This is a genomic window from Blautia fusiformis (assembly GCF_020686995.1).
In the GTDB taxonomy this organism is placed as follows: Bacteria; Bacillota; Clostridia; order Lachnospirales; family Lachnospiraceae; genus Blautia_A; species Blautia_A fusiformis.
Window position 1 is genome coordinate 48950 of the sequence record NZ_JAJEPT010000001.1, and the last position, 20695, is coordinate 69644.

Annotated in this window: 21 protein-coding genes; 9 read left to right on the top strand and 12 right to left on the bottom strand. The window is 37.8% G+C overall.

Going from position 1 to position 20695, the window contains the following annotated elements:
- Positions 1–299: 299 nt before the first annotated feature.
- Genes LKD46_RS00305 through LKD46_RS00315 form a run of 3 tightly spaced genes read left to right on the top strand, consistent with a single transcriptional unit; the run spans position 300 to position 2526 of the window.
- Positions 300–1568 (top strand): Y-family DNA polymerase, encoded by a 1269-nt coding sequence (locus LKD46_RS00305; RefSeq protein WP_054337542.1) that lies wholly within the window; start codon positions 300–302, stop codon positions 1566–1568.
- A gap of 19 nt (positions 1569–1587) precedes the next feature.
- Entirely contained in the window at positions 1588–1896 is a 309-nt protein-coding gene (locus LKD46_RS00310; RefSeq protein ID WP_054337543.1) for a hypothetical protein, read from the top strand.
- Between the two features lie 42 nt (positions 1897–1938).
- Positions 1939–2526: an SOS response-associated peptidase gene (locus tag LKD46_RS00315; protein WP_054337544.1), complete on the top strand. Its 588-nt coding sequence runs from the start codon at positions 1939–1941 to the stop codon at positions 2524–2526.
- Positions 2527–2575: 49 nt separating this feature from the next.
- Here LKD46_RS00315 and LKD46_RS00320 read toward each other — a convergent pair whose 3' ends face one another.
- The 9 genes from LKD46_RS00320 to LKD46_RS00360 form a co-directional block, all read right to left on the bottom strand.
- On the bottom strand, positions 2576–3136 hold the full coding sequence (locus LKD46_RS00320) for a hypothetical protein (protein WP_117843963.1): 561 nt from the start codon (positions 3134–3136) through the stop codon (positions 2576–2578).
- A gap of 294 nt (positions 3137–3430) precedes the next feature.
- Complete coding sequence (locus LKD46_RS00325; protein ID WP_117843965.1) at positions 3431–4486, bottom strand: TRM11 family methyltransferase; 1056 nt, start codon at positions 4484–4486, stop codon at positions 3431–3433.
- Position 4487: 1 nt separating this feature from the next.
- Positions 4488–5036, bottom strand: coding sequence for an AbrB/MazE/SpoVT family DNA-binding domain-containing protein (locus LKD46_RS00330; RefSeq protein WP_055151554.1), 549 nt, complete (start codon positions 5034–5036; stop codon positions 4488–4490).
- Positions 5037–5098: 62 nt separating this feature from the next.
- Entirely contained in the window at positions 5099–5836 is a 738-nt protein-coding gene (locus LKD46_RS00335) for a hypothetical protein (RefSeq protein WP_054337547.1), read from the bottom strand.
- A gap of 17 nt (positions 5837–5853) precedes the next feature.
- Positions 5854–7983 (bottom strand): vWA domain-containing protein, encoded by a 2130-nt coding sequence (locus tag LKD46_RS00340; RefSeq protein WP_117843966.1) that lies wholly within the window; start codon positions 7981–7983, stop codon positions 5854–5856.
- A complete protein-coding gene (locus LKD46_RS00345) occupies positions 7980–8357 on the bottom strand; it encodes a helix-turn-helix domain-containing protein (RefSeq protein ID WP_225084396.1) in 378 nt (125 codons plus the stop codon). Before LKD46_RS00345 ends, LKD46_RS00340 begins: the two co-directional genes overlap by 4 nt.
- Complete coding sequence (locus tag LKD46_RS00350) at positions 8245–10062, bottom strand: AAA family ATPase (RefSeq protein WP_015526834.1); 1818 nt, start codon at positions 10060–10062, stop codon at positions 8245–8247. The genes LKD46_RS00345 and LKD46_RS00350 overlap by 113 nt, the downstream gene beginning before the upstream one ends.
- Positions 10063–10075: 13 nt before the next feature.
- Positions 10076–10861: a hypothetical protein gene (locus LKD46_RS00355; protein ID WP_055151549.1), complete on the bottom strand. Its 786-nt coding sequence runs from the start codon at positions 10859–10861 to the stop codon at positions 10076–10078.
- 99 nt (positions 10862–10960) lie between these two features.
- Positions 10961–11599 (bottom strand): single-stranded DNA-binding protein, encoded by a 639-nt coding sequence (locus LKD46_RS00360; protein WP_015526835.1) that lies wholly within the window; start codon positions 11597–11599, stop codon positions 10961–10963.
- A gap of 390 nt (positions 11600–11989) precedes the next feature.
- Here LKD46_RS00360 and LKD46_RS00365 point away from each other — a divergent pair, with 390 nt between their 5' ends.
- Positions 11990–12229 carry a hypothetical protein gene (locus tag LKD46_RS00365; protein ID WP_025580526.1) on the top strand — a complete coding sequence of 80 codons (240 nt, stop codon included), beginning with the start codon at positions 11990–11992 and terminating at the stop codon, positions 12227–12229.
- Positions 12230–12603: 374 nt separating this feature from the next.
- Here the strand turns inward: LKD46_RS00365 and LKD46_RS00370 are convergent, their stop codons facing one another.
- A complete protein-coding gene (locus LKD46_RS00370) occupies positions 12604–13278 on the bottom strand; it encodes a response regulator transcription factor (protein ID WP_226824569.1) in 675 nt (224 codons plus the stop codon).
- A 221-nt stretch (positions 13279–13499) separates the two neighbouring features.
- Between LKD46_RS00370 and LKD46_RS00375 the strand changes: the two genes are divergently transcribed.
- The 5 genes from LKD46_RS00375 (at position 13500) to LKD46_RS00395 (ending at position 19272) form a co-directional block, all read left to right on the top strand.
- A complete protein-coding gene (locus LKD46_RS00375) occupies positions 13500–14429 on the top strand; it encodes an ABC transporter ATP-binding protein (RefSeq protein ID WP_015526838.1) in 930 nt (309 codons plus the stop codon).
- A complete protein-coding gene (locus tag LKD46_RS00380; protein WP_054337552.1) occupies positions 14416–15225 on the top strand; it encodes an ABC transporter permease in 810 nt (269 codons plus the stop codon). Before LKD46_RS00375 ends, LKD46_RS00380 begins: the two co-directional genes overlap by 14 nt.
- Before the next feature lie 280 nt (positions 15226–15505).
- Positions 15506–16756 (top strand): radical SAM/SPASM domain-containing protein, encoded by a 1251-nt coding sequence (locus tag LKD46_RS00385; RefSeq protein WP_025580532.1) that lies wholly within the window; start codon positions 15506–15508, stop codon positions 16754–16756.
- A 19-nt stretch (positions 16757–16775) separates the two neighbouring features.
- The gene (locus LKD46_RS00390; protein ID WP_117843968.1) at positions 16776–18377 is read left to right on the top strand and encodes an ATP-binding cassette domain-containing protein; all 1602 of its coding nucleotides are present in this window, start codon (positions 16776–16778) and stop codon (positions 18375–18377) included.
- 13 nt (positions 18378–18390) lie between these two features.
- Positions 18391–19272, top strand: coding sequence for a sensor histidine kinase (locus LKD46_RS00395; RefSeq protein WP_227573663.1), 882 nt, complete (start codon positions 18391–18393; stop codon positions 19270–19272).
- A gap of 277 nt (positions 19273–19549) precedes the next feature.
- On the opposite strand, the gene LKD46_RS00400 is transcribed toward LKD46_RS00395, so the two are convergent.
- Together LKD46_RS00400 and LKD46_RS00405 are read right to left on the bottom strand one after the other, a co-directional pair.
- On the bottom strand, positions 19550–19990 hold the full coding sequence (locus tag LKD46_RS00400) for a hypothetical protein (RefSeq protein ID WP_025580278.1): 441 nt from the start codon (positions 19988–19990) through the stop codon (positions 19550–19552).
- Positions 19991–20003: 13 nt separating this feature from the next.
- Positions 20004–20690, bottom strand: a complete 687-nt coding sequence (locus tag LKD46_RS00405; RefSeq protein WP_004223695.1) for a hypothetical protein — start codon at positions 20688–20690, stop codon at positions 20004–20006.
- Positions 20691–20695: the final 5 nt, after the last annotated feature.

A 20695-nucleotide genomic window follows, 5' to 3' on the forward strand; every position in this document is an offset into this window, starting at 1 on the left:
TTCTCTAATGCGTGCAGTTTCCTGCAAAATAAAAAAGCCAGAAGTCCCTGCTGGTAGCGTGGTATACTTCTGACACTTTTACAAACCTAAACTGCGTGCGTATATCCTTTCCGGATGACACAAATAATAATTACATAGTAAGTGTAACACTATATGTAGTATGTGTCAATATAAAAGCACTATATATTGTTTATTCTGAGAAGAAAATTACTATATATAGAGGAAGCATGGATATGGAAAATATTATCTCTTGATTTCAGAACGTATGTTCTATATAATGAGATATAAAGGAGGGGAACGTGAGTTTGGAAAAAGTGATTTTTCATATAGATGTAAATTCTGCCTTTTTGTCCTGGGAAGCGGTATATCGGCTGCATCATTTGGGATGGAAAGGCGATTTAAGAGAACAGGTGTCAGCGGTAGGTGGGGATATGGCGATGCGTCATGGAATCATTTTGGCAAAATCCATTCCAGCAAAGAAATATCGGATACAGACAGGTGAATCAATCTTGGAAGCAAAACAGAAATGTCCAAATCTTATCTTAGTGCCTCCGAATTATGGATTGTATGAGAGGTGTTCCAAAGCTTTTATGGGAATTTTGCAAGAGTATTCTCCCACAGTGGAACAATACTCGATAGATGAGGCGTTTGTAGATATGACTGGAACGGAATTGCTTTGGGGGACACCAGTGGAAGCGGCGGAGAAGATGCGGAGACAGATTAAGGAACGGCTTGGATTTACAGTGAATATCGGTATTTCAGAGAATAAACTGTTAGCTAAGATGGCAAGTGATTTTCAGAAGCCCGACAGAGTGCACACACTATGGAAGTCTGAGTTACAGAAAAAGATGTGGCCATTGCCGGTAAGCGACTTGTTTTTTGTAGGACGGGCAACAACAAAGACACTTTTCAAGTTGGGAATTCGGACCATAGGAGATTTGGCAAAGAGTGATCCGAGTTACTTAAAACAACATTTGAAGAAACATGGGGAAGTTGTCTGGGGGTTTGCAAATGGGATTGATGTGTCTGTAGTCCAGTCGGCCCCGCCTGCTAATAAGGGATACGGCAATTCTACAACGATTCCTTTTGATGTGACAGATGCATCTACAGCAAAATTGGTGCTGTTGGCTTTGGCAGAGACAGTAGGAAGCAGACTTCGTGGAGCAGGAGTCAGGGCAGAAGTGATTGCAGTAGGGATCAAGAATTATGATCTCAGTTATGCCAGTCACCAGATGACGCTTCAGAATGCAACCAATATTACGATAGAGATTCATCAGTGTGCTTGCCAGTTATTTGACCAGCTCTGGGATGGGACACCCATCCGGCATCTGGGAATCCATACCAGCCGCATCAAGGATCAGGTGAATATGAGACAACTAAATCTGTTTGATACGAATGATTATGAGAAACTGGAAAAAATGGATGAAACGATAGATCAGATCAGAAAACGGTATGGGAATGATTCGGTAATACGTGCGGCTTTTTTAGGTGGGTGTATTGATCACATGAGTGGTGGCATTTCACGGGAAAAACGTTCTGTGGACTATGAGAAATTAAAGACAGAATAGCGGGAAGGGGGAAGGAAAGGTGGCATTTGGAATCGGAATAAATACAGAGCATACAGAGCAGGAGCCTTTATCCGGAACCTATCATGAGGTGGCAGTCCAGTGCTGGTTCACAGCTACCGGAAAATCTCTGCCATTGATGCTGAAGGTAAAAGGGGAGGATGAAGAGATTATTCAAATCAATCATATCCAGGTTCTGACTGTAGAAAAGCAGTGGTATGCGGGAATTTTGAACTGGAAGTATAGATGTCAGGCGGTACTTTTGGGAAAACAAATCAATTTTGTGCTTCTCTTTTGTCCGGAGGATTGTGCATGGAAACTGGTTGTATAAGATACCAGGGATGAAGTAAAATAGGAAAAAGGAGGACAGAAAATGTGCGGAAGATATTATGTGGATGATGAAACTTCACGGGAAATTGAAAAGATTGTAAGGAAACTGGACCAGCGTTTAAAGATAGAGCATGGACAGGACATCCACCCGTCTGAATCTGCAGTCATTCTTACAAAGGAGTGTAAGGAAGTGGCTGCGAGGCAGATGCAGTGGGGCTTTCCGGGGTTCCAGGGAAAGGGACTGCTTATCAATGCAAGGGCAGAGGCGATACTGGACAAGAAGACCTTTCGGGACAGTGTGCTGCATCGAAGATGTGTGATTCCTGCCCATCACTTTTACGAATGGAGTAAAAACAAAGAAAAATATACTTTTCAAAGTCCAAAGCAGGATGCCACATTATTTATGGCAGGGTGTTATCAAATCTATAATGGTCAAAATCGTTTTGTAATTCTGACTACGCAGGCAAATGCTTCCGTAGCACCAGTGCATGAACGGATGCCATTGCTTTTGGAACGACAAGAACTGGAAGATTGGATTATGGAGGATGCAGCGGTAGAATTTATTCTTGCTAAGAAGCCCATACTGTTGAATCGGACAGCAGAATATGAACAACTGAAATTATTTTCATAAGAAGGGAAACCCATAAAAGTTTCCCTTCTTGACATAAAAATTTTTGAATTTAGAATCCATTGTTTATTTGTTCTGTTGCTGCAGGCATAGGAGGACTAGATTTTACATAGATTAATAGTTTCCCATGCAGATCCAAATTCTGTTTACTCCATTGCCCATTCTCATAAACCTTTTGGGTAATTGTATTGTAGATAATTGGCGTATCCTCTATACGTTCCATATCAACGACAAGGCAATCCTGAAGGGCAATATATGGATATAGAGCATCTTCAATATATGTCCTTAATTTTAATGCCTGCCTGTGCAGTAGTTCCACATCATACAGTTTTGATAAGGTATAGCTCATTTCTTTGAGCATCCCGGATGTTGTAATTGCCTGTTGGATAACAGAAATCTGCTCTTCCAGAGATACATCTGGATTTATCATAAGCTTTGATAATGTAATTTCTTTTACAAAAGCTGTTGCTGTATCACCAATTTGCTTTTTTAGGCTTTCATAAGGAATCCGATACTGTGTTTGTAAAATTTCAAGTGGAACGTATTCTCGGTTTTTCTTCAAAGTTGAAAGCAATTCACAAAGCCTGCTTCCCAATTCATATATGTTATTCAAGCACACATCACTTCCGATACGGTCTCTGGTGTATGAACCAAATGGTAAATGGTATTTTCTGTTTCGAAAACGATACTGTCATTTGATACTTCCAAAATCGTTAGGATAGGAGATGTCAGAATAGAGAAACCATTGACTCCAGAAATAATAGCACGTTCCCCAACCCGTAGCGAAGAATGAAACCATCCTGAGAGTGTCGTTATTTGTCTATTTTTCACATGGTGCTTTCGATTTGTCATAGTGTTCACACTCCTTTTGTAGCGTCATAGAAAATCTGTTTTTCATGGCTCGTTTTTATGTAACAGGGTAACTCAAACGAAAATATCCTTTCGATACAGGTATATATTCGTCTGGGTGTTCATATAAGGTGGCACGGATACGTTCCTGATAATGCGGATTCTTTTTCGCTTTTGGGTGTTCCTTTAATAAATCGTACAGGTCTTTTAAAGCCCCTCTTCCTCCAATACTCTCCATTGTCATCCGGATTAGATGATGCCAAGTCAGTGCAAGAATATCTGTATTTTGTACATAAAACACACCTTCTTGCCGGATGCTGAAGGGGATAATGAAAGAATCTGTTTTTTTCAGCAACAGAGCATATTCTGTCACAATGGGAATGAAAGGCTTTTTGTACGTCCGATTGTCAGAAACACAATTAAACTGGCCCTTTACCAGAAAGGATTCAAAATCACCCATCCGCATTAAATCATTCTGCATACTATAGAACTTACCATGGAGCCGCATATCGCCTACCAGTATGGCAAGCCTCCCACCTTTCCGAAGTGCCAGGAAAAATTTCCGGATACAGTGATTTAGTTTTTCAAGAAAATCCGAATAGTTTTCACAGCGGGATAGGTCGTCCGGGTGAGGGGTTCCCCAGATATTTCCGGAATACTGGATCATATTATGGTAGGGTGGATGGAAAAAGATGAGATCAGCGGAATCCTCTACTTCATCTTTTAGAGCATTCCAGTTACCTTTTCCATACGCAGGTGCCGGATTTAGATCATAGAGCAGGGAGCGTACCTGATAACGGTCAGCAGCCGCCTTTGAAGTCCCAGAGCCACTCATAGGATCTAAGAGGGTAAAGGTGCTGGTATCTTTTCCGTAATATCGCTTATCGTCCAGGCAATAGCGTAGAAGTGCTGCAACCACTTCGGGGGAGCAGTTACCACGCCACTGGCTGTTACCGCCTGCTCCACGTTCTGGGTATGCCATGAAAGAAGTCAGTTCCTTTCCTACACGTTTTCGCAATCCTTCCGTTCCAAGCATGTCAGCGACAGTACGCCATTGGGGACCAAATTCAGCTTCTAATAATTGTGCTGCCCGATGCAGCATTAAGTCATTCATTTTATGTCACCTTCCTTTCATAATTTTGTTGGATGTAGCGGGAAATCGCCGCCGCAGTCATTTTGGCACAGCCTAAATCCATTTCGCTGAAAGGCTGTTGGTTTTTTGCACATAGTAAAAGACCCAACGTTTCACCAAATTCGTCTTTTTTAGAAATAGGGAAAAAGACTGATATGGGATATTTTCCTGTCATAGTAGGGTATATGCGTTCCTTTTCAGAGAATAATTTCATCTTTCCCTGTTGCAGAAGCCTTTGAATACTTTCTGTTACAGGCATATTAAGTGCTGTATGATAATTCTTGGAAGCAATGATTTTGGAATCATTACATAACAGGATCCGGCAAGGGACATTACTATGTAAAATATCCAGAAAACTGTCTAACCGGATATCCATAGGGATATGGGAGTCGCATTTACGAAGACAGATGTTGCGTGTGTCAGCTTCCAGCATCAATACATCGCCTGTATGAAGCTGTAGGGCTTTTCTTACTTTGGCAGGAATAATGATCCGCCCTTGTTGGTCAATATTTAGTGTTGTGGCATAATCCATAGAAATCTCCTTTCCTTTATAAAAAGAAGCAGTCTTTTCGGCTGCTTCTTTGTTGAAATTCTTTAAGCGACATACATACCATTCAGATATTGTTCTTGTGGTTGTTCTTGCATATAGGAAGACATTTCATGCGGCTGTATATTTTGTGCCATTCGTGCGTCCTGTTGTTTTTTAAATTGTTGTTTGCCGTTTTGAATCAGGAAGGATGCAACGTAGTTTTCCCAATTTACGATATAGGAATCAGCACGTTTTAACAGCATATAAAAATCCATATCTGTCAATTGGATAAAAGCACTTTTTTCAGAGATAAAACTTTGAGCCTGCATATAAGTGCCGCCGTTATGATTCTTTTTCTTGATACCTTTTCCGTTATTAATTTGAATTCTCCATGGGCTGGTCAGTATTTCCTGCTGGTTGTTATATACGTGGCGGGAAATAAAAAACTGTTGTGCAGTAGAATAGCCATTGCCATCCGGCACACCAAATATTTTGCTTTGCGACCATTCAAATTCAGGAAAGCCAGCGGTAACTCTGGACAGCAGAAATTGAATTTGTTCGGGTGCCAGATGAAAACGGGTGATAATATTTTTATCACCGGTACCACTAGAGTAATCCTGTATGGAGATTCCAATAAGGGAGTGAACTTTATGACCATTTTCTTCAAATTCTCCTTTTGCATGAAGCTGTGCATAGCTGTTATAACTTGTGTAGCGGAGACGGTCATACAGTGCAATTAATTTTTTACTGGTCTGTACTTTGCATATCTGATCTGTAATTGAGTTTTGATAATTTTCACTCATGTATGTTTTCCTTCTTTCTATTTCAAATATTGTTTTACAAGCTGTGTCATATTTTTGGGCAAATCTTCTAATTTGGTAATATCTAAAAAACCATCCTGATAGATTCTGCGGATGTTTTCTTTGTCATCACCAATTGCTGCAGCAAAGATCACAATGCCACGTTTACGATATTCATTCTTGATACCACGAAGATCTGCTTCTGCTTCCGTACCACTGTACCCACAATCTGCGGGCTGTCCGTCAGAGATTATGATGAGGAGTTTTTGTGATTCCGGACGCTTTGCCAGGTGTTCCGCAACATAACGAAGTGCAGCTCCATCCCGGTTGCCATTACGGGCAGACATATCCATCAGCCGGTAACGGTCAGAGGCATCCAGAGAATCAAATTCAGCATAGGAATACAAAGCAACCCCCTTAGAATCTGTAGAATGCCCATAAATGGTAATAGGAATTCCCAGGCTCATACAGAAATCATACAGCACGATTGCAGTTTTCCGGGCATGGGTAATACGATCTCCCCAGCCCATAGAACCACTTTCATCAACCAAAAGTCCCACGGAAAGTTTTTGTTCTTCATCCGGAAGCCTGGTTCTGGTAAAGATACCGCCGTCCTTTCGGTGTAAAGCCCGCATATCCAGCCTTTTACCAAATAACAGGTTTTTTTGTTTCCCGCCTTCTGCCTCTTCTTTTAATAAAGGAAGAATGGAACTTTGCAGCCTTTTGGAGGTCCGCAAAAGAGGGGAAGCAACTGTTTGATAAGATTTGATAAAAAAGTCGGAAACTGGATTGATGCGGTGGATTGTTACATGGATGCCTGCATGGGCATTTCCGTAATGTATTTCATCCGCCGATTTTTGCAAGTCTTCTGTTAATTCCTGTTCATAATCATTTTGGGCTTTTTCCGTAGCAACATCATTTAGGATGCGTGCAAGATCATTCGCTGCATTTTCATAACCGGAACCGGCATACTGTGATGCGTATGTGATTCCTGGATTATTTCCATCTAATACTGCTGTAGTTTTAGCAAGTTCAATTCTTCCTCCTTCTTCCTGCAGTACCTTTTCTGCCTGGTTGATTGCATCTTGCCTGTAATTTGGATCAAGACCAGATAAGTCACAGGTTATAGGAGTTTTTGATTTTACTGTAGGACCTGGAATGTTTTTAGGGATTCCTCCGTTTTTACCAGTTGGAAGAGGAGATCCGCTACCTGATTCTTTCCGCAGCAGATCCTCCAGAGCATCGCCAACTTGGGTACTATCCTGCTTTTTTAAAGACTCTCTGGTTAACTCTACCATAGGCTGAATATAGTTCCAGCAAAGTACTAAAAGATAGTTGGAAGCACGTAAGCGTTCTTTCCCCTGTGTGGCAATTAAAGCATCGTCAATATAATCCATGCAGTCTGAAAGGGTGTCTGTGTATTCTCCAGAATAATTCGTGCGGTTATTTATATTACCAGTCCGGCAATAAGACAAAATTAAATTGCTCATAATGGAAAACGGCTGATAGCCACAGTCAATTTGTTCCTGTATAGAAGGAATCAATTCAGACATCCGCAGATTATTGATCTGTATTCCCTGCTTAAAAGTTCCGGGATATTCTTCACACATCCGGGCTTCAATGTAGATGTCCTCCAGTATATTATTATACTGTGCAGCACAGCGGGATAGCGTCAGACACGTTGCGTTATCTTTTTCTTCCATGGCATCTAAGATGTCCTGCAGATTTGCCTTGTATCCAGAAGGCAGATTGTCTGGTGCTTCTGGATAGAAGGAACCATTTTCCATATTGGTCAGATAAAGCTGTAGTGATGCAAAATCAGAGTAACGCAGATGTCCGATTTCATGTCCAGTTAGACCAGTCAGGCTTTGTGACCGCAGAAATCGGGAAGGAAAGCTTTGGGTTATCGAGTTTGCGGCGTTACAGTGAATTCTATAATTATCTGTATAAGCGATGTCTGCATTTTCAGAACTGTCCCATTCCATAAGCACCTGAAGTCCATAGCGAGAACGGCCAGTAGCCGCTTTCGCCAGAGATGTTTGGTATTTTTGGAAAGCCGATGAAAGAAAGAGTTCTTCATCAGTGATTTTTGACTCCGTATCCCGGATCATTCTTTTTAAAGCTTTTTGAGTGTTATTCAATTTTTTCACCTTTCTTTCTTTTTCATATTTTGGGTTAGGAGATCTTCCATTGTACAGCCGTAATACTGGGCTAACCGAAAGACGGCGTAAGCAGATGGAAGCGTATGCCCATTTTCATAGTTCATAATTGTTTTTTCCGGTAGATGCAGAAGTCTTGCTACGGCTTTCTGAGAGAGTTTCGTCTGCTTGGATTTTCTTAAATAAACGAGATTTTCTGCCAGAGTTTTGCGTAGTTCGGCTTCGGTATAAAAGGTGTTCCTCAATAGTGTGTTATGATGCAAGAACTGTATCCAAGCAAGAACCTTCAATTTCGATACGGCTTTCAGAATCGGCAGTGACGGAAGATAAAATGGTATAATGAGCAGCTTCCTGTATATCGCCACATACCATAAAAGACTGAACCCAGGCAATTAATTCCCGGACTCCACAGCAGCCATCTGTTATCAGGTTATCCTGACAATACTGTGCGATGGAACGTACAATCTGTGTCATGGTACGTACTGATTTTTTATCGGAACATCCGGTAATAGCAAGAACACGCTCTACCATGGTCTCTTCATCCGGTTCATCCATATCTATGACCATATTCATCCTTGAAATGACAGACTGGTTCATGGGACGACAGCCGGCATAGTCATGATTAGTTGTGACTATAATGGTAGTATCCGGATGCCGATGGATGACTTCCCCGTTTGGCAGAAATACGCTGTTACAACGGTCCAATAGGGAATTAAGTCCTACCAGTACACCAGGATTGGCAATCACCGTAGGCTCCTGTATTTCTACCAGATAGCCGTTTCGGATGGCTTCAACCAGTGGTGTATCCACATAGCGGAACTGTTGGCTGCTGGAGGTAGCAGCTTGTTTCTGCTTCATTTCCTCAGATATATGATGGATCAATTCTTCATAAACTGTATTTTCTGATACCTTTTCATCATAAGTACCCGTTAATTTTTCATAGGCAGTAGCCGGATCGAGGGTAATGTCTTGAAAAGAGGGCAGTTCCCCTACCAAAGAAAGCTGTTTTTCATCTACATCAGGTAAAATCTGTCCAAGAAGGTCAAAAATTTCTGTATTTGCCGAGCAGGTGATGCATCGGTAAGGAAGGTGAAGTCCTGCAGCAATGGCTTTGGCACCTTCGGTCTTTCCCGTTCCAGCAGGCCCACGGAGCATAAAATTCCTCATAGGCTGCTTGCTGTCAGTTGTTAATTTGGCATGTTCGCATATTCTTTGGATTTCTTTTGGGATTACATACCAATCTTCGAGAATAGGAACGGTTGATTCTTCTTGGGGAGTTAATGTCCGAGAATTGGACAGGATGTATTTATCGACAAAATCTTCTTTGGGAATTGAAACGGCGGAAGCAGTATAGTGATGTCCACCTTTTAATACCTGAAAGGTACCCTGGATAATTTCCGTTGGTGCATAAACACCTTTTTGGATATTCAGTGGTGTAAGTCTTTGGAGCACGCCATTTGCAGGAGTGTCAACTTTGATGTTCCCGATAGGAAGGGAATCACCATAACGGATCCTGCGGTACACGTTATCACAAAGAACCGCAGCCGTTTCTGCAGCTTTGGGCAGGTCAGGAAAACCGTCATCACGGTGTTGCTTTAATTCCTGATATTTTTCATTGAATTCGTCATCTGAAAGGAAAGTAGGCATTAAAGCAAAATAAAGAGCACTTCCGGAATCTTCATCTTTTTTAAACTGATATGGCTCTGGTTTACTGTCCAGATCCAAAGGTTTTTCATACTTTCCGGCTATAAATTTCCCAGTCATACGGTTGTAGACCACTACATGCAGCAACCCGGTACGGCTTGGATATTCTGCGATTGTAAAATTGTTTGCCTGGCTTCCAATGGCTCCGAGTTCTTCCTCTGCTTTTCCAGCAGGTGGATTTTCCAAATTCATATAAGAAAAAACTGCCTGCAAAGTAGCAGAATGGAGAGTAGCCCGTTTTTTAGGCTGATTACAGTATTTGGAAGCGATGTCTTTCATCACTGCACTTTTCCCGGAATAGCTGTCAAATGGAGATGGTAGCGTTCTTTCAAAAGTCCAGTTAGGGACAAAGTTTGTATTTGGCATAGTATTTCCTCCTTTATTCTTTTATCCAGGATAATTCTAGTGCCTGGTCCTTTTCTTTTGCGGTCAATTCATCTTTTTGGAAGATGGAAATGAGAATATCCCAATAGTTTCGTGGCGGGAAATAATCAAAACAATCCTTGATTTCCGCTGTATCACCATTTTGGATGTAAATTTGCCCGTTTTCATTAATATAGAGTTTATGGTGTCCTTTCGCATGGAGCTGTCCGATAAGGTTCTCCAGTTTTTTCTTGCCAATTAAGGAATACCAGGATTCCGGATCAGCAAAAGGAACATCGTCCTCATCGGTAACTGTGACAGTCTTTTTGAGGCTGGCAATGGTCAGCATTTGAAGTTCCAGATATCCGTATTGGTTCATACGTGCTTCCGCAAAGTTGTAGTCCTCCGTATGAAAGGTTCTCAGACGTATGGGATTTCCGCAAAGAAGCTGCTTCATGGATGGCGGCTTCTGGAATTCCCATGTTGCATTTGGAAATGCAGCCTGTAGTTTGTCGGTAATCTGATAGCTGATTTGTCTCCAAAGCAATTCTTCTGTTTCGGAAACTGGCTCAGATGATTTCAAAGAAGACCAAGGGCTTGTTTTGCCCTGGTTCTTGAGTAGGTTTAGAGTCAGTTTATAGATTTTAGGAAGAAGTGTGGAAAGAAATAGCAGCAGGATGCCAAGGATTCCGATACTTGCGACTGCATTACGATTTCCATTTCCTGGTATGAATATAGTTGCAATTAACAAAATTATTGTGAGCATACTTAGAACTTTAAGAAATTTCTTTTGTGTATTCACTTCATTTCCTCCATGTTTGTTTCAATAGAAAAAGGAATTGCAGCAGACCAGTAGATACTGGAAAGTCGCAATTCCTTCATTTTAGGGATCTTTGATAATTTACGGGAATGGAAGCTGCTGTGGTGGTGTATTTTCCGGAATATTGGTAAATCCATCACCAGATACATTGCCAGCCGTAAATCCCTGTGGTGCATAAGCCGATCCCCCTGCCGGAGCATAAGACATCTGTTGTGCGGCCTGTGGCATCATATTGTTATTGACTGGCATTGCGCCAGTAGGCACGGTACCGGAAGGATTCATTCCCGGGTTTCCATTATAAGTAGCACCGTTTGCTGGTACTGGTGGAACATTTGGATTTCCGACCATTGGATTCCCCGGTACAGGTGTTGCTGCATTGGTATCATTACGATTCGCAGGTAAGAACTGCCAGTCCTTTACCATAATTTGCGGCGTGATAGCTGCTTGACCTGCATTATTGCCTTTCTGGTGAATATACGGATGGAGTTCTAAATCTCCGTAGACCATGAGACACGTTGATTTTTTGACACCGGCTTTTATCAGTCGATCTGCAAGAAACTTGTTGCAGTAACACTGATAGAAGATGGGTTCTTCCTTTCCGCTTTGACCTCTCTGGTTGGTAGCAAGCCCCAGACTGATGTATTCAGTTCCGGAATTCTTTGCTTGTTGCATAACCGGATCGGCAGTTACCCTTCCTGTTACAATGATAATAGATGACATAAAAATTCTCCTTTCTGCCCTTTGGGCGATAAAATAGTGATAAATAAAAAAAGTGCCATTATAGCACCGTATAAAACGGCATTATAATGACACGATTTTCCAACTTAAACTGCATGTGTACTGGAGATAGTATCCAGACACCCTATAAAGGGATAACACAAAACTTAAATACAATATCATAGTAACACAAGATATAGCGAAGGTCAATGATAAAATACCATATATAGTATTTTGCGATTCGAAATAATAATTTTTGTGTCAAAATGCTTGGAAGTGTAGTATTTTATGAGGATAATCCCAAATAGATATAAAATTTTCATAAAACACTACTACCTTTTCAGAGTAGATAAAATGTGGTAGAATGAGGAAAAATTATTAGGAGGATGCATTATGGCAAGACGAAAAAAACTGGAAAACACATCTTTGGAAGAGCAACTGGAGTATGTGGAACAGGAGATTCGTACAAAAGAGTCCGATTTAAAGGAACTGCGTCATAAAGCAAAAGAGATTCAAAAAGAGATAGAAGAGAAGCAGAAAGATGAGCTGTTTAAGGCTTTGGTAGCATCTGGGAAAACCATTGATGAGGTTATGAGATTTATAAAGGCAACAGGAGAAGATAAAATCGAATAAAAAAAATGAAAGATGCCGTTGTGGGGGAGTGAATCTGCAACGGTGTTTTTTATGGTCAGCTGAAATACAAATGATTTTCATAGACCACAATCACCGTTACCTTGGAAAGGAATATGTAGTGGTTCGAAGTTGTGTCTTTGCATTTGTAATTCGTAGATTTAATATATACTGCGTGGAAGTTAAGCCATTGTAGTGTCTAAAACTACGGATAACTCAGATGGTGCTTGGACGTATGTGATAGTTAATGAAGTGTTTGTGCCTGAAAAAATTGTTGAGGGTATACCTAGTTGTTTGAAAGTATGAAAAAAGTGAATAGGGTAAAAAATACCGTTACAGATTAATCTTTGTAATGGTATTTTTTGCGTGAATTTATTCTAACGGTGTAATTTATAACCTATTCCCCATACAGTATCGATATAAGGGGCTTGGTTTCCTATATGCTCTAGTTTTTTTCTTAGTTTGCTTATATGGACATTGAGAGTATTATCATCTGAAATATAATCTTTTCCCCAAATAAGTTGATATAAAGATTCCTTTGTAAAAGTCTGTTTTGGATGTTTGATTAGTAGCTGTAAGAGGTTATATTCGGTAGTAGTCAGAGTAAGCTCTGTGTTATTTACAAGTACTTTGTGATCATCCACATTTATGCGAATATCTTTAAAGGAATATTCCGTTTGGGGACTTTCGCTGCAACGGCGCAAAACACTTTCTATTCGTGCGAGAACTTCTTCATGATAAAAAGGTTTAGTTATATAATCATCTGCACCGGATCGGAGAAGGTTTATACGAATCTCAGGCTGATTTTTGGCAGATATAACAATAACTGGAATAGAATTGTTGTGTTTTTTTAGGTGAAATAGTATTTTTTCACCAGGCAAATCGGGAAGCATCAAATCTAATAACATTAAATCATATTTTTTAGAGGAAAGAGCTTCAATTGCTTCTATCCCATTGTGATATGCTGAAACATTGTAAGGGTTTCTTTTTAATAATTCTGTAAGAATAAAGCAAATTTCTTTATCATCTTCTACTAATAATATATCAATCATAATAAACTCCTTTGGTAATAGGTATGGTAAAAATACTAACATGATTTGTAATTTCATACAAGTTACTGTTTTAAATAATTTGAAGGTTTCATAGGCGAGTGGGAAAATATAAAGATAAATTTATAATTTTATGGAAATTTAAGAACTGATTTAAGAGAAATGTTAGAATTAGACATTATCATTATCATTATAGGATTTAAGAAACGAGGGAAGTGATTAGAATGAAAGAACCCGAAAAAATATTGGAAGCAAAAGATATTTGTAAAGCATACGGAAAAAATATGGTACTTAATCAGGTAAATCTTACGATAAAAGCGGGCGAGATATATGGACTGGTTGGAGAAAATGGTGCAGGAAAAAGTAGCCTGATGAAAGTTATTACAGGACTAACAAAGCCGACTTCAGGTGAGATAAGTTTATTTGGTAAAAAAAATCTTGAAGATGAAAGAAATAAGATAGGATGTTTAATTGAAAATCCAGCTTTGTATATGGACATGACAGCACGCCAAAATTTGGAAATCCAGCGTACTCAACGAGGAATTCCAGGAAAAAGTAGTATTGATGAAGTTCTGGAAATAATGGATTTAAAGGACGCTGGAAATAAAAGAGTGAAGGCTTTTTCTTTAGGGATGAAACAGCGATTAGGAATTGCAATTGCATTGCTTGGTCGCCCACAGTTGCTAATTTTAGATGAACCAATAAATGGCTTAGATCCAACCAAAATTAAATATGTGCGAGAAGTCTTAAAGAATATGAATGAAGAAGATGGTACAACGATACTTATATCCAGTCATATTTTGCCAGAGTTACATCAACTTGCAACTGTATATGGATTTATACATCATGGAAAAATGTTACAACAGATTACAGATAAAGAATTAGATGAGAAATGTCGTCGTCATGTTCATATCGAAGTAGACAATGTGGAAAAGGCTAGTTGCATTTTAGATGAGAGGTATCCAGAAAGTCAAATAAAAGTTTATTTAAGAAATGTGATTAAGGTATTTGGTTATAATAAAAATATTTCTGATATAACAAAAGAATTAGTATATGGAGGAGTTGGTGTAGAAAAAATAGGATATGAAGGAGAAGACTTAGAAGAGTATTACACAAATCTATTATCGGAGGTGAAATCGAATGAGACAGCTTAAAGCAGAGTACTATAAAATGAAATATTCGCGAGCCTCGAAGTGGGTTTTAGTATTTATGGCATTTATTTTTTTTATACCGTTCGTTGTGGGAAATGATACATTGTTTATGACTTTTGGTGATTATAGAAATATAGATAGCATTGGTTGGATTTGCTACATAGACGACATGAATAATGTAAAAGCTGCAGAAATCGCAAGATTTGCATTATCAATTAATTTTTTTTCTTGGATTGGATTAATTGTCTATATTACGACAATGGTATCTGCAGAATTTCATCAAGGAACAATAAGAGCTTCTGTCGTATATGGGATAAATCGAACCAAATTATTTTTAAGTAAATTACTGGTGATAAATGTTCACTTTTTTATTCTCTATTATATTGTGGAAACTGCATTAGGCTTAGGATTAGCATGGAAGTATGGTTTTCATTATAAAGGTGAGGAATTTTTGATTTTTATCGGAATGGTTACCTTAAATATGATAGCTATGATTGGAATGGAAGCTGTGGCGGTTTTGATTACGGTTTTAGTAAAGAATACAGGAATTGTGGCAGCTTTATCATGTGTATATTTCTTTGCAGGTGCGATTACTTATCCTATGGTATATGAGAATTTTCAAAATCAATCAGTGCTTCTTAAAGCATTTTGTGTTATGAACCCGACCACTTATATGTATAATATTTGTGGATATCGGATGACAAATGGGATTGTTGTTGGAACTATTATGTATGGTATGGGTGCGTGCCTGGTGGGGATAGTTTTAATGCATTTTGCATTGAAACGTCAAGAACTTTAATTTGTGTTTCAAGTAGCTCTTACTACTTTGAAATAAATAAATATTTTACAGGAGGATATTGCAATGAAGTGGATTAACAAAGCATCAGAGGACAAAAGTACAAGAATCTGCTGGGTTTACAATGATAAAGGTTGTGGATCTAAAAAGGCTACATGTGTAATTCGTTACTAAAGATATTTGTAGTCAGTAAAGGAAAATGTGCTCAGCAATATGCTGGGCACATTTTCATTATTGCAAAGAACACTGTGAAAACAAGAGATTAAGAAAAGAGGATATAATAATGAAATTATCAAGATACAATATAGAGAAAAAAGAAGATAAAAGTTGTTTGATTTACAATACGGTCACATCTGCAATACTGGAATTAGATACTGATTATGAAAAATCATATTATGAAATGAAAGAAGGGAAAAAATGTTCAAAGCCTGATTTAGAGTCAGCATTATTAGAGGGTGGTATGCTAGTTGAAGATGATAAAGATGAATTTGCAGAATTGCTTATAAGAAATAAAATAGAAAGGTTTGCGGATTCAAATCTTACATTAACTATTGCCCCAACTATGGCATGTAATTTTTGTTGTCCCTATTGCTATGAAAAAGGGAGAGAATATATTACTATGTCTGAGACTGTTCAGGATCAATTAACATCGCAGCTCAAAGAAAAATATCAGCATATACATGAATTAACGGTATCTTGGTATGGAGGGGAGCCATTATTGGCAATTGAAACTATTGAAAAATTAACCAAAAAGATAAAGTCTGTTTTGCCACTTGGTTGCAAATATAATGCGGATATGGTCACAAATGGTTATAAATTGACTAGAAGAGTAGCTGAAAAATTAAAAGACATGGACATCCACTATATTCAAGTTACTTTAGATGGTTCAAAACAAGCCCATGATAGTAGAAGGATTCTCCATAATCATCAGCCTACCTTCGAACATATATTGGACAATATAAGAGAATGTGCGGATATTTTGAATATTTCGATAAGAATTAATGTTGACAAGACAAATATAAACGAAGCAACAGAAATATTTGATTGGCTAGAAAGATATGGTTTAAAAGGTAGAGTTGGTTATTATTTAGCACCAGTAGATGATATTAATGGAGTATGTAATAATCATATATGTATGGAACGACCACAGTACGCAAAAGAAGAGATTGCGTTTTATAAAGAAGGGATTAAGAGAGGCTTTATGTACCAAGGTGTTAAGCCGAGCAATTATGGTGTATGTGGAGCAATTAGCTTAAATTCATTTGTGATAGGTCCAGATGGAGCGTTGTATAAATGTTGGAATGATATTGGATATAGTGAACGAAGTATCGGTAATTTGGAAAAAGGAATCAAACTTACAAATAAATTTGTAGAATGGCTTTCCTATGATGTCGTAAAGGATCAAGAATGTAAAGATTGTTCATTTTTTCCAGTATGTTATGGTGGGTGTGCTGCTTATAAAAATAAGATTTGTTCTTCAGTAAAATGGAATGCAGAAGAGATGTTGGAGCTGATGAAAGAAATGGCTCAATGAAATAGCAGGGAGAATTGGAATGATAAAATTTTGCAGTAAATATGTTTTTCAATATAAAATAGAATATGGGATATATTTTTTGTTGGGTATTATACTGTGCGGGTTAAATACATTTATACCGGCTGCTATGGGACAATTTATTAATATGTTTAATGTGGAAACAACATATTCAGCAATGTTAAAATTCATATTTTTATTACTGTTATTGTATGTTGGTAAGGAAATTGTCTGCTATGTCAATAAAATACTTTATATAAGGATACAGACTAATGCAGCATTTTCATTAAATTTCGAAATTGTAAATCATTTAAAAAAAGTTTCGCCACTCGTAATTGGCAGAACTGATTTATCGTACTTATCTCAAAGGATAAACAATGATGCGAATGATGTACTTATTTTTTTCATCAGCTCCTTGACTGAATTGATATTTTCAGTTTTTTCAGCGGGTATAATCTTATTTATGATTTGGAAAATGGATTCGATTGCTTTTATAGTTACAATGTTTTTATTAGCACTTTATTTTTTTATATATATTGGCTTCAAAAAGCGTATTTATAATTGCAGTTATGGAATGAAAGAGGAGAAATCCAATTTCTTCTCCAGACTGCAGGAACAATTAGAAAAAATAGAGTTTATAAAAATACATAGTATGGGTTCATTTTTTTCAAATAGGTTAGTAGCATCATATCAAAAATTATATCGATCTATATTTAAACAACAAGCGACTATCCAGGCATTTGCAAATCTTGAAGGGATTGTAGGGGCAATATCTGTATGCATTTTACTTTGGATTGGAGGAAAAAAGATACTTACTGGAGATATGCAAATAGGATATTTCTATATGATTTCAGTATATTTTAATATGATTTTGGAATATGGAAAAGAAATAGTGGCATACGGTCAAGAATACCAAGAGGCTTATGTATCCTTTGAACGTATAAAATCTATTTTAGAAATTAAGGAGCAGTCTAAGGGGTGTATAAGACTTAATGAAATCAAACAAATTAGAATTCAGGATTTGAATTTTGCATATGACCAGAAAGAAACCATAAAAAGTTTTTCTACAAACTTAAAAAAGGGGAAAGTTTATGGATTGAAAGGAGAAAACGGATGTGGGAAAAGTACACTTATTAAAATTTTAATGGGTATGTATGTAGATGAATATCAAGGGAATATAATATGGAACGATACAGAAATGAGAAATTTAGATATGGATTATATAAGAGAACATGTAATCAGTGTAACAGAACAGGAGCCGACTTTAATAGCAGATACAATATATAATAATATTGCTTTATATCGAAAGCTTGATGTAAAATGTATACAGAGAGCCGTTGATTGCTTTGGTGATAGTATTTTGAAAAGAGATAATTGGGATTTGCAAATTAATGAAAAGTCAAGTAATATTTCCGGTGGAGAAAAGCAAAAAATTGCAATTATTCGCCAAGTAGTGCAAGACGGTCAGGTAATGATTTTTGATGAGCCTACCTCAGCTATGGATGAGAGTGGAAAAAAACAATTTTTACAGTTGATCGATCAAATTAAAAATCATAAAATAATTATTATTGTTTCACATGATAATGCAATCTTGAATACATGTGATGAGATTCTAATATTATAAGGAGATATGAAGTTTGCTAGTTGTCTTTTTAATAACAGGAGTGTTTATATTATTAGGCATATTATACATTTTTCATCTGAAGAGGGAAATTAGAAGAATTATAGAATGGATAGAACATAATGAGCATATCTACTCGGTCAATGTATTTGATAAAGATATTGAGAACCTTGCACTTAGTATCAACAAGCGAATTACAGAAGATGAACGAAAAGAACATCAGCTAAAAAAACAGGATAAAAATTTTAAAAAGATGGTAGCAAATTTATCACACGATTTACGTACTCCATTAACTGTTATTATTGGTTACTTGCAGTTAATTAGATTAGAAAAAAATGTGAATGAACCTGTTAATAGCTATATAGAACATATTGAAAAAAAGGCGGATTATTTAAAAAAATTAGTAGACGATTTATATTTATTGTTTTGGAGTGAAGCAATAGAGAGCGAAGTTGATATGAAATCAGTCAATATTACAGAGGTAGTCACTTCTTTGTTAAAGGAATATATTCAAAATTCAAAACGTGCCTCAGAACAATTAGATATTAGACTGCCACATGGAAACATTTGGATACTTGCTCAAGAGAAAATATTAATTAGAATTTTATGTAATTTAATAGATAATGCTTTAAAGTATAGTACTGGTGATATAATGTTTTACATGTGGGGAGAATCCGAGTATTGTCATATACAAATAAGCAATCCTTCTGATTATATTAGTGATGAAGAATTAAAATCTATATTTGATTTGTTTTACACAAAAGATGAAGCAAGGACAAAAAGCAGTGGTATCGGATTGTATGCTACTAGAAAGCTAGTAATACAAATAAGTGGTGATATTCAAGTGAATTATGAAGCGGGAATTTTCACTGTCAGTATAAAGTTGCCCTTAATATGAAAAAATTGGTCACAGTAGAAAAATAAAAGATATGGTTACTGCATTTTGAAACCCTGAAAGTGAAAGCACTGTCCATTTTTTGAAGAGTCTTCTGGAATACAATAGATTATTATTCCCTGCGATTGCTGTTATGCTGTCATCCTTGAGACAGAATACGTGGTAGTTCGGAGTGGTTTTTGTCATTTCACTGGGACGGCAGAAGGAAAACTTATAAAGCATAATAGAAGTGGGTATGTGAAAGTGGCATATCCACTTCTATTGTATTTAGAGAAGAAATCTAAGAGTTCTTCGGGGAAACATCTTCATTTAGGGATAATTCCTCATACGCAAGTAAATCCGGAGTAACCTTTTCTTCACCCGAAAGGTTTGCTACATTCCGGAAATATAGGCGATAATAATGTCCAGATAAAAGGCGGATATTTTTATCGAATGTAAAGTGATATTCTTTCTGGTCAGTGGAACGGAAAATAATTTTCTGTTTCTTGGTAAGTGGGCTGACTTCACGTTTTGTACAGGTTCCAGTTAATTCGGTATAGTCATGCATCTTGATGGTATGTAGCAGACTCACAATTCGTATGGCAGTTCCAACACCGATGCAAAGACTCATAAGGAGAAATATCTGGTCGTCTGTTATAAATCCGTAAATACATCCAAATAGGACACAGAAAAAGCCGATTGCCCCATGGACAATCAGCTTATTAAGAAATGGTTTTGGCATAATTTGCTCCTTCCTATAATTTTTCAAATGCAATCTGTTTATTGAGGTACAAATTACTGATGGCTTCCAGTACAGGATAACCGGCATGGGTGAATTGGATATCCTGTGCCAGGGTACGGAATGTTGCATCCGAGGTTTCATAGAGCTGCGTCAAAAGTTGCTCTGTATTTTGTGGATGGATGCCCTGTTCTACACAGGTTACAAGCTCTGCCGTAGAAATCTGTACTTTTTTTGCTATTTGGAGTACCGTGTCCTCTATAGCAGTCCGTGCCGGCTTTTTTAGATAATGGATCAGTTCCTTTGTGTGCAGTTTTTTCTTCATGCAGAGATAGATGCAGGTAAAAAGCCGTACTGAAAAACTGTCCTGCAATGGGCTGATATAAAGTTCTCCTAAGAGGCGGTACAGGGCATCCACACCAGTTAAACCATCCCCTTTTACAACCAGTCCTCGAAGCAGCAGCCGATTCAGGTAAGGTTCAATGGGGATATTTTCCGAACGGTGATGTTTTTTCAAGCGTTCGGAAAAAGCAGACTGCAATTCATGGATCTGTCGGATTTGAAATGCGAGGCTGCTCCACAGAAAGAATTCTTCTTCTGTCAGTCCGTATTCCTGCCGGTTATTGATAACAGTCGGTGTTTTATGTTCCTTTATGGAATCCTGGAATCGTAGGATTCCGACTGCAGTATAAAGTGTCAGCATAATCG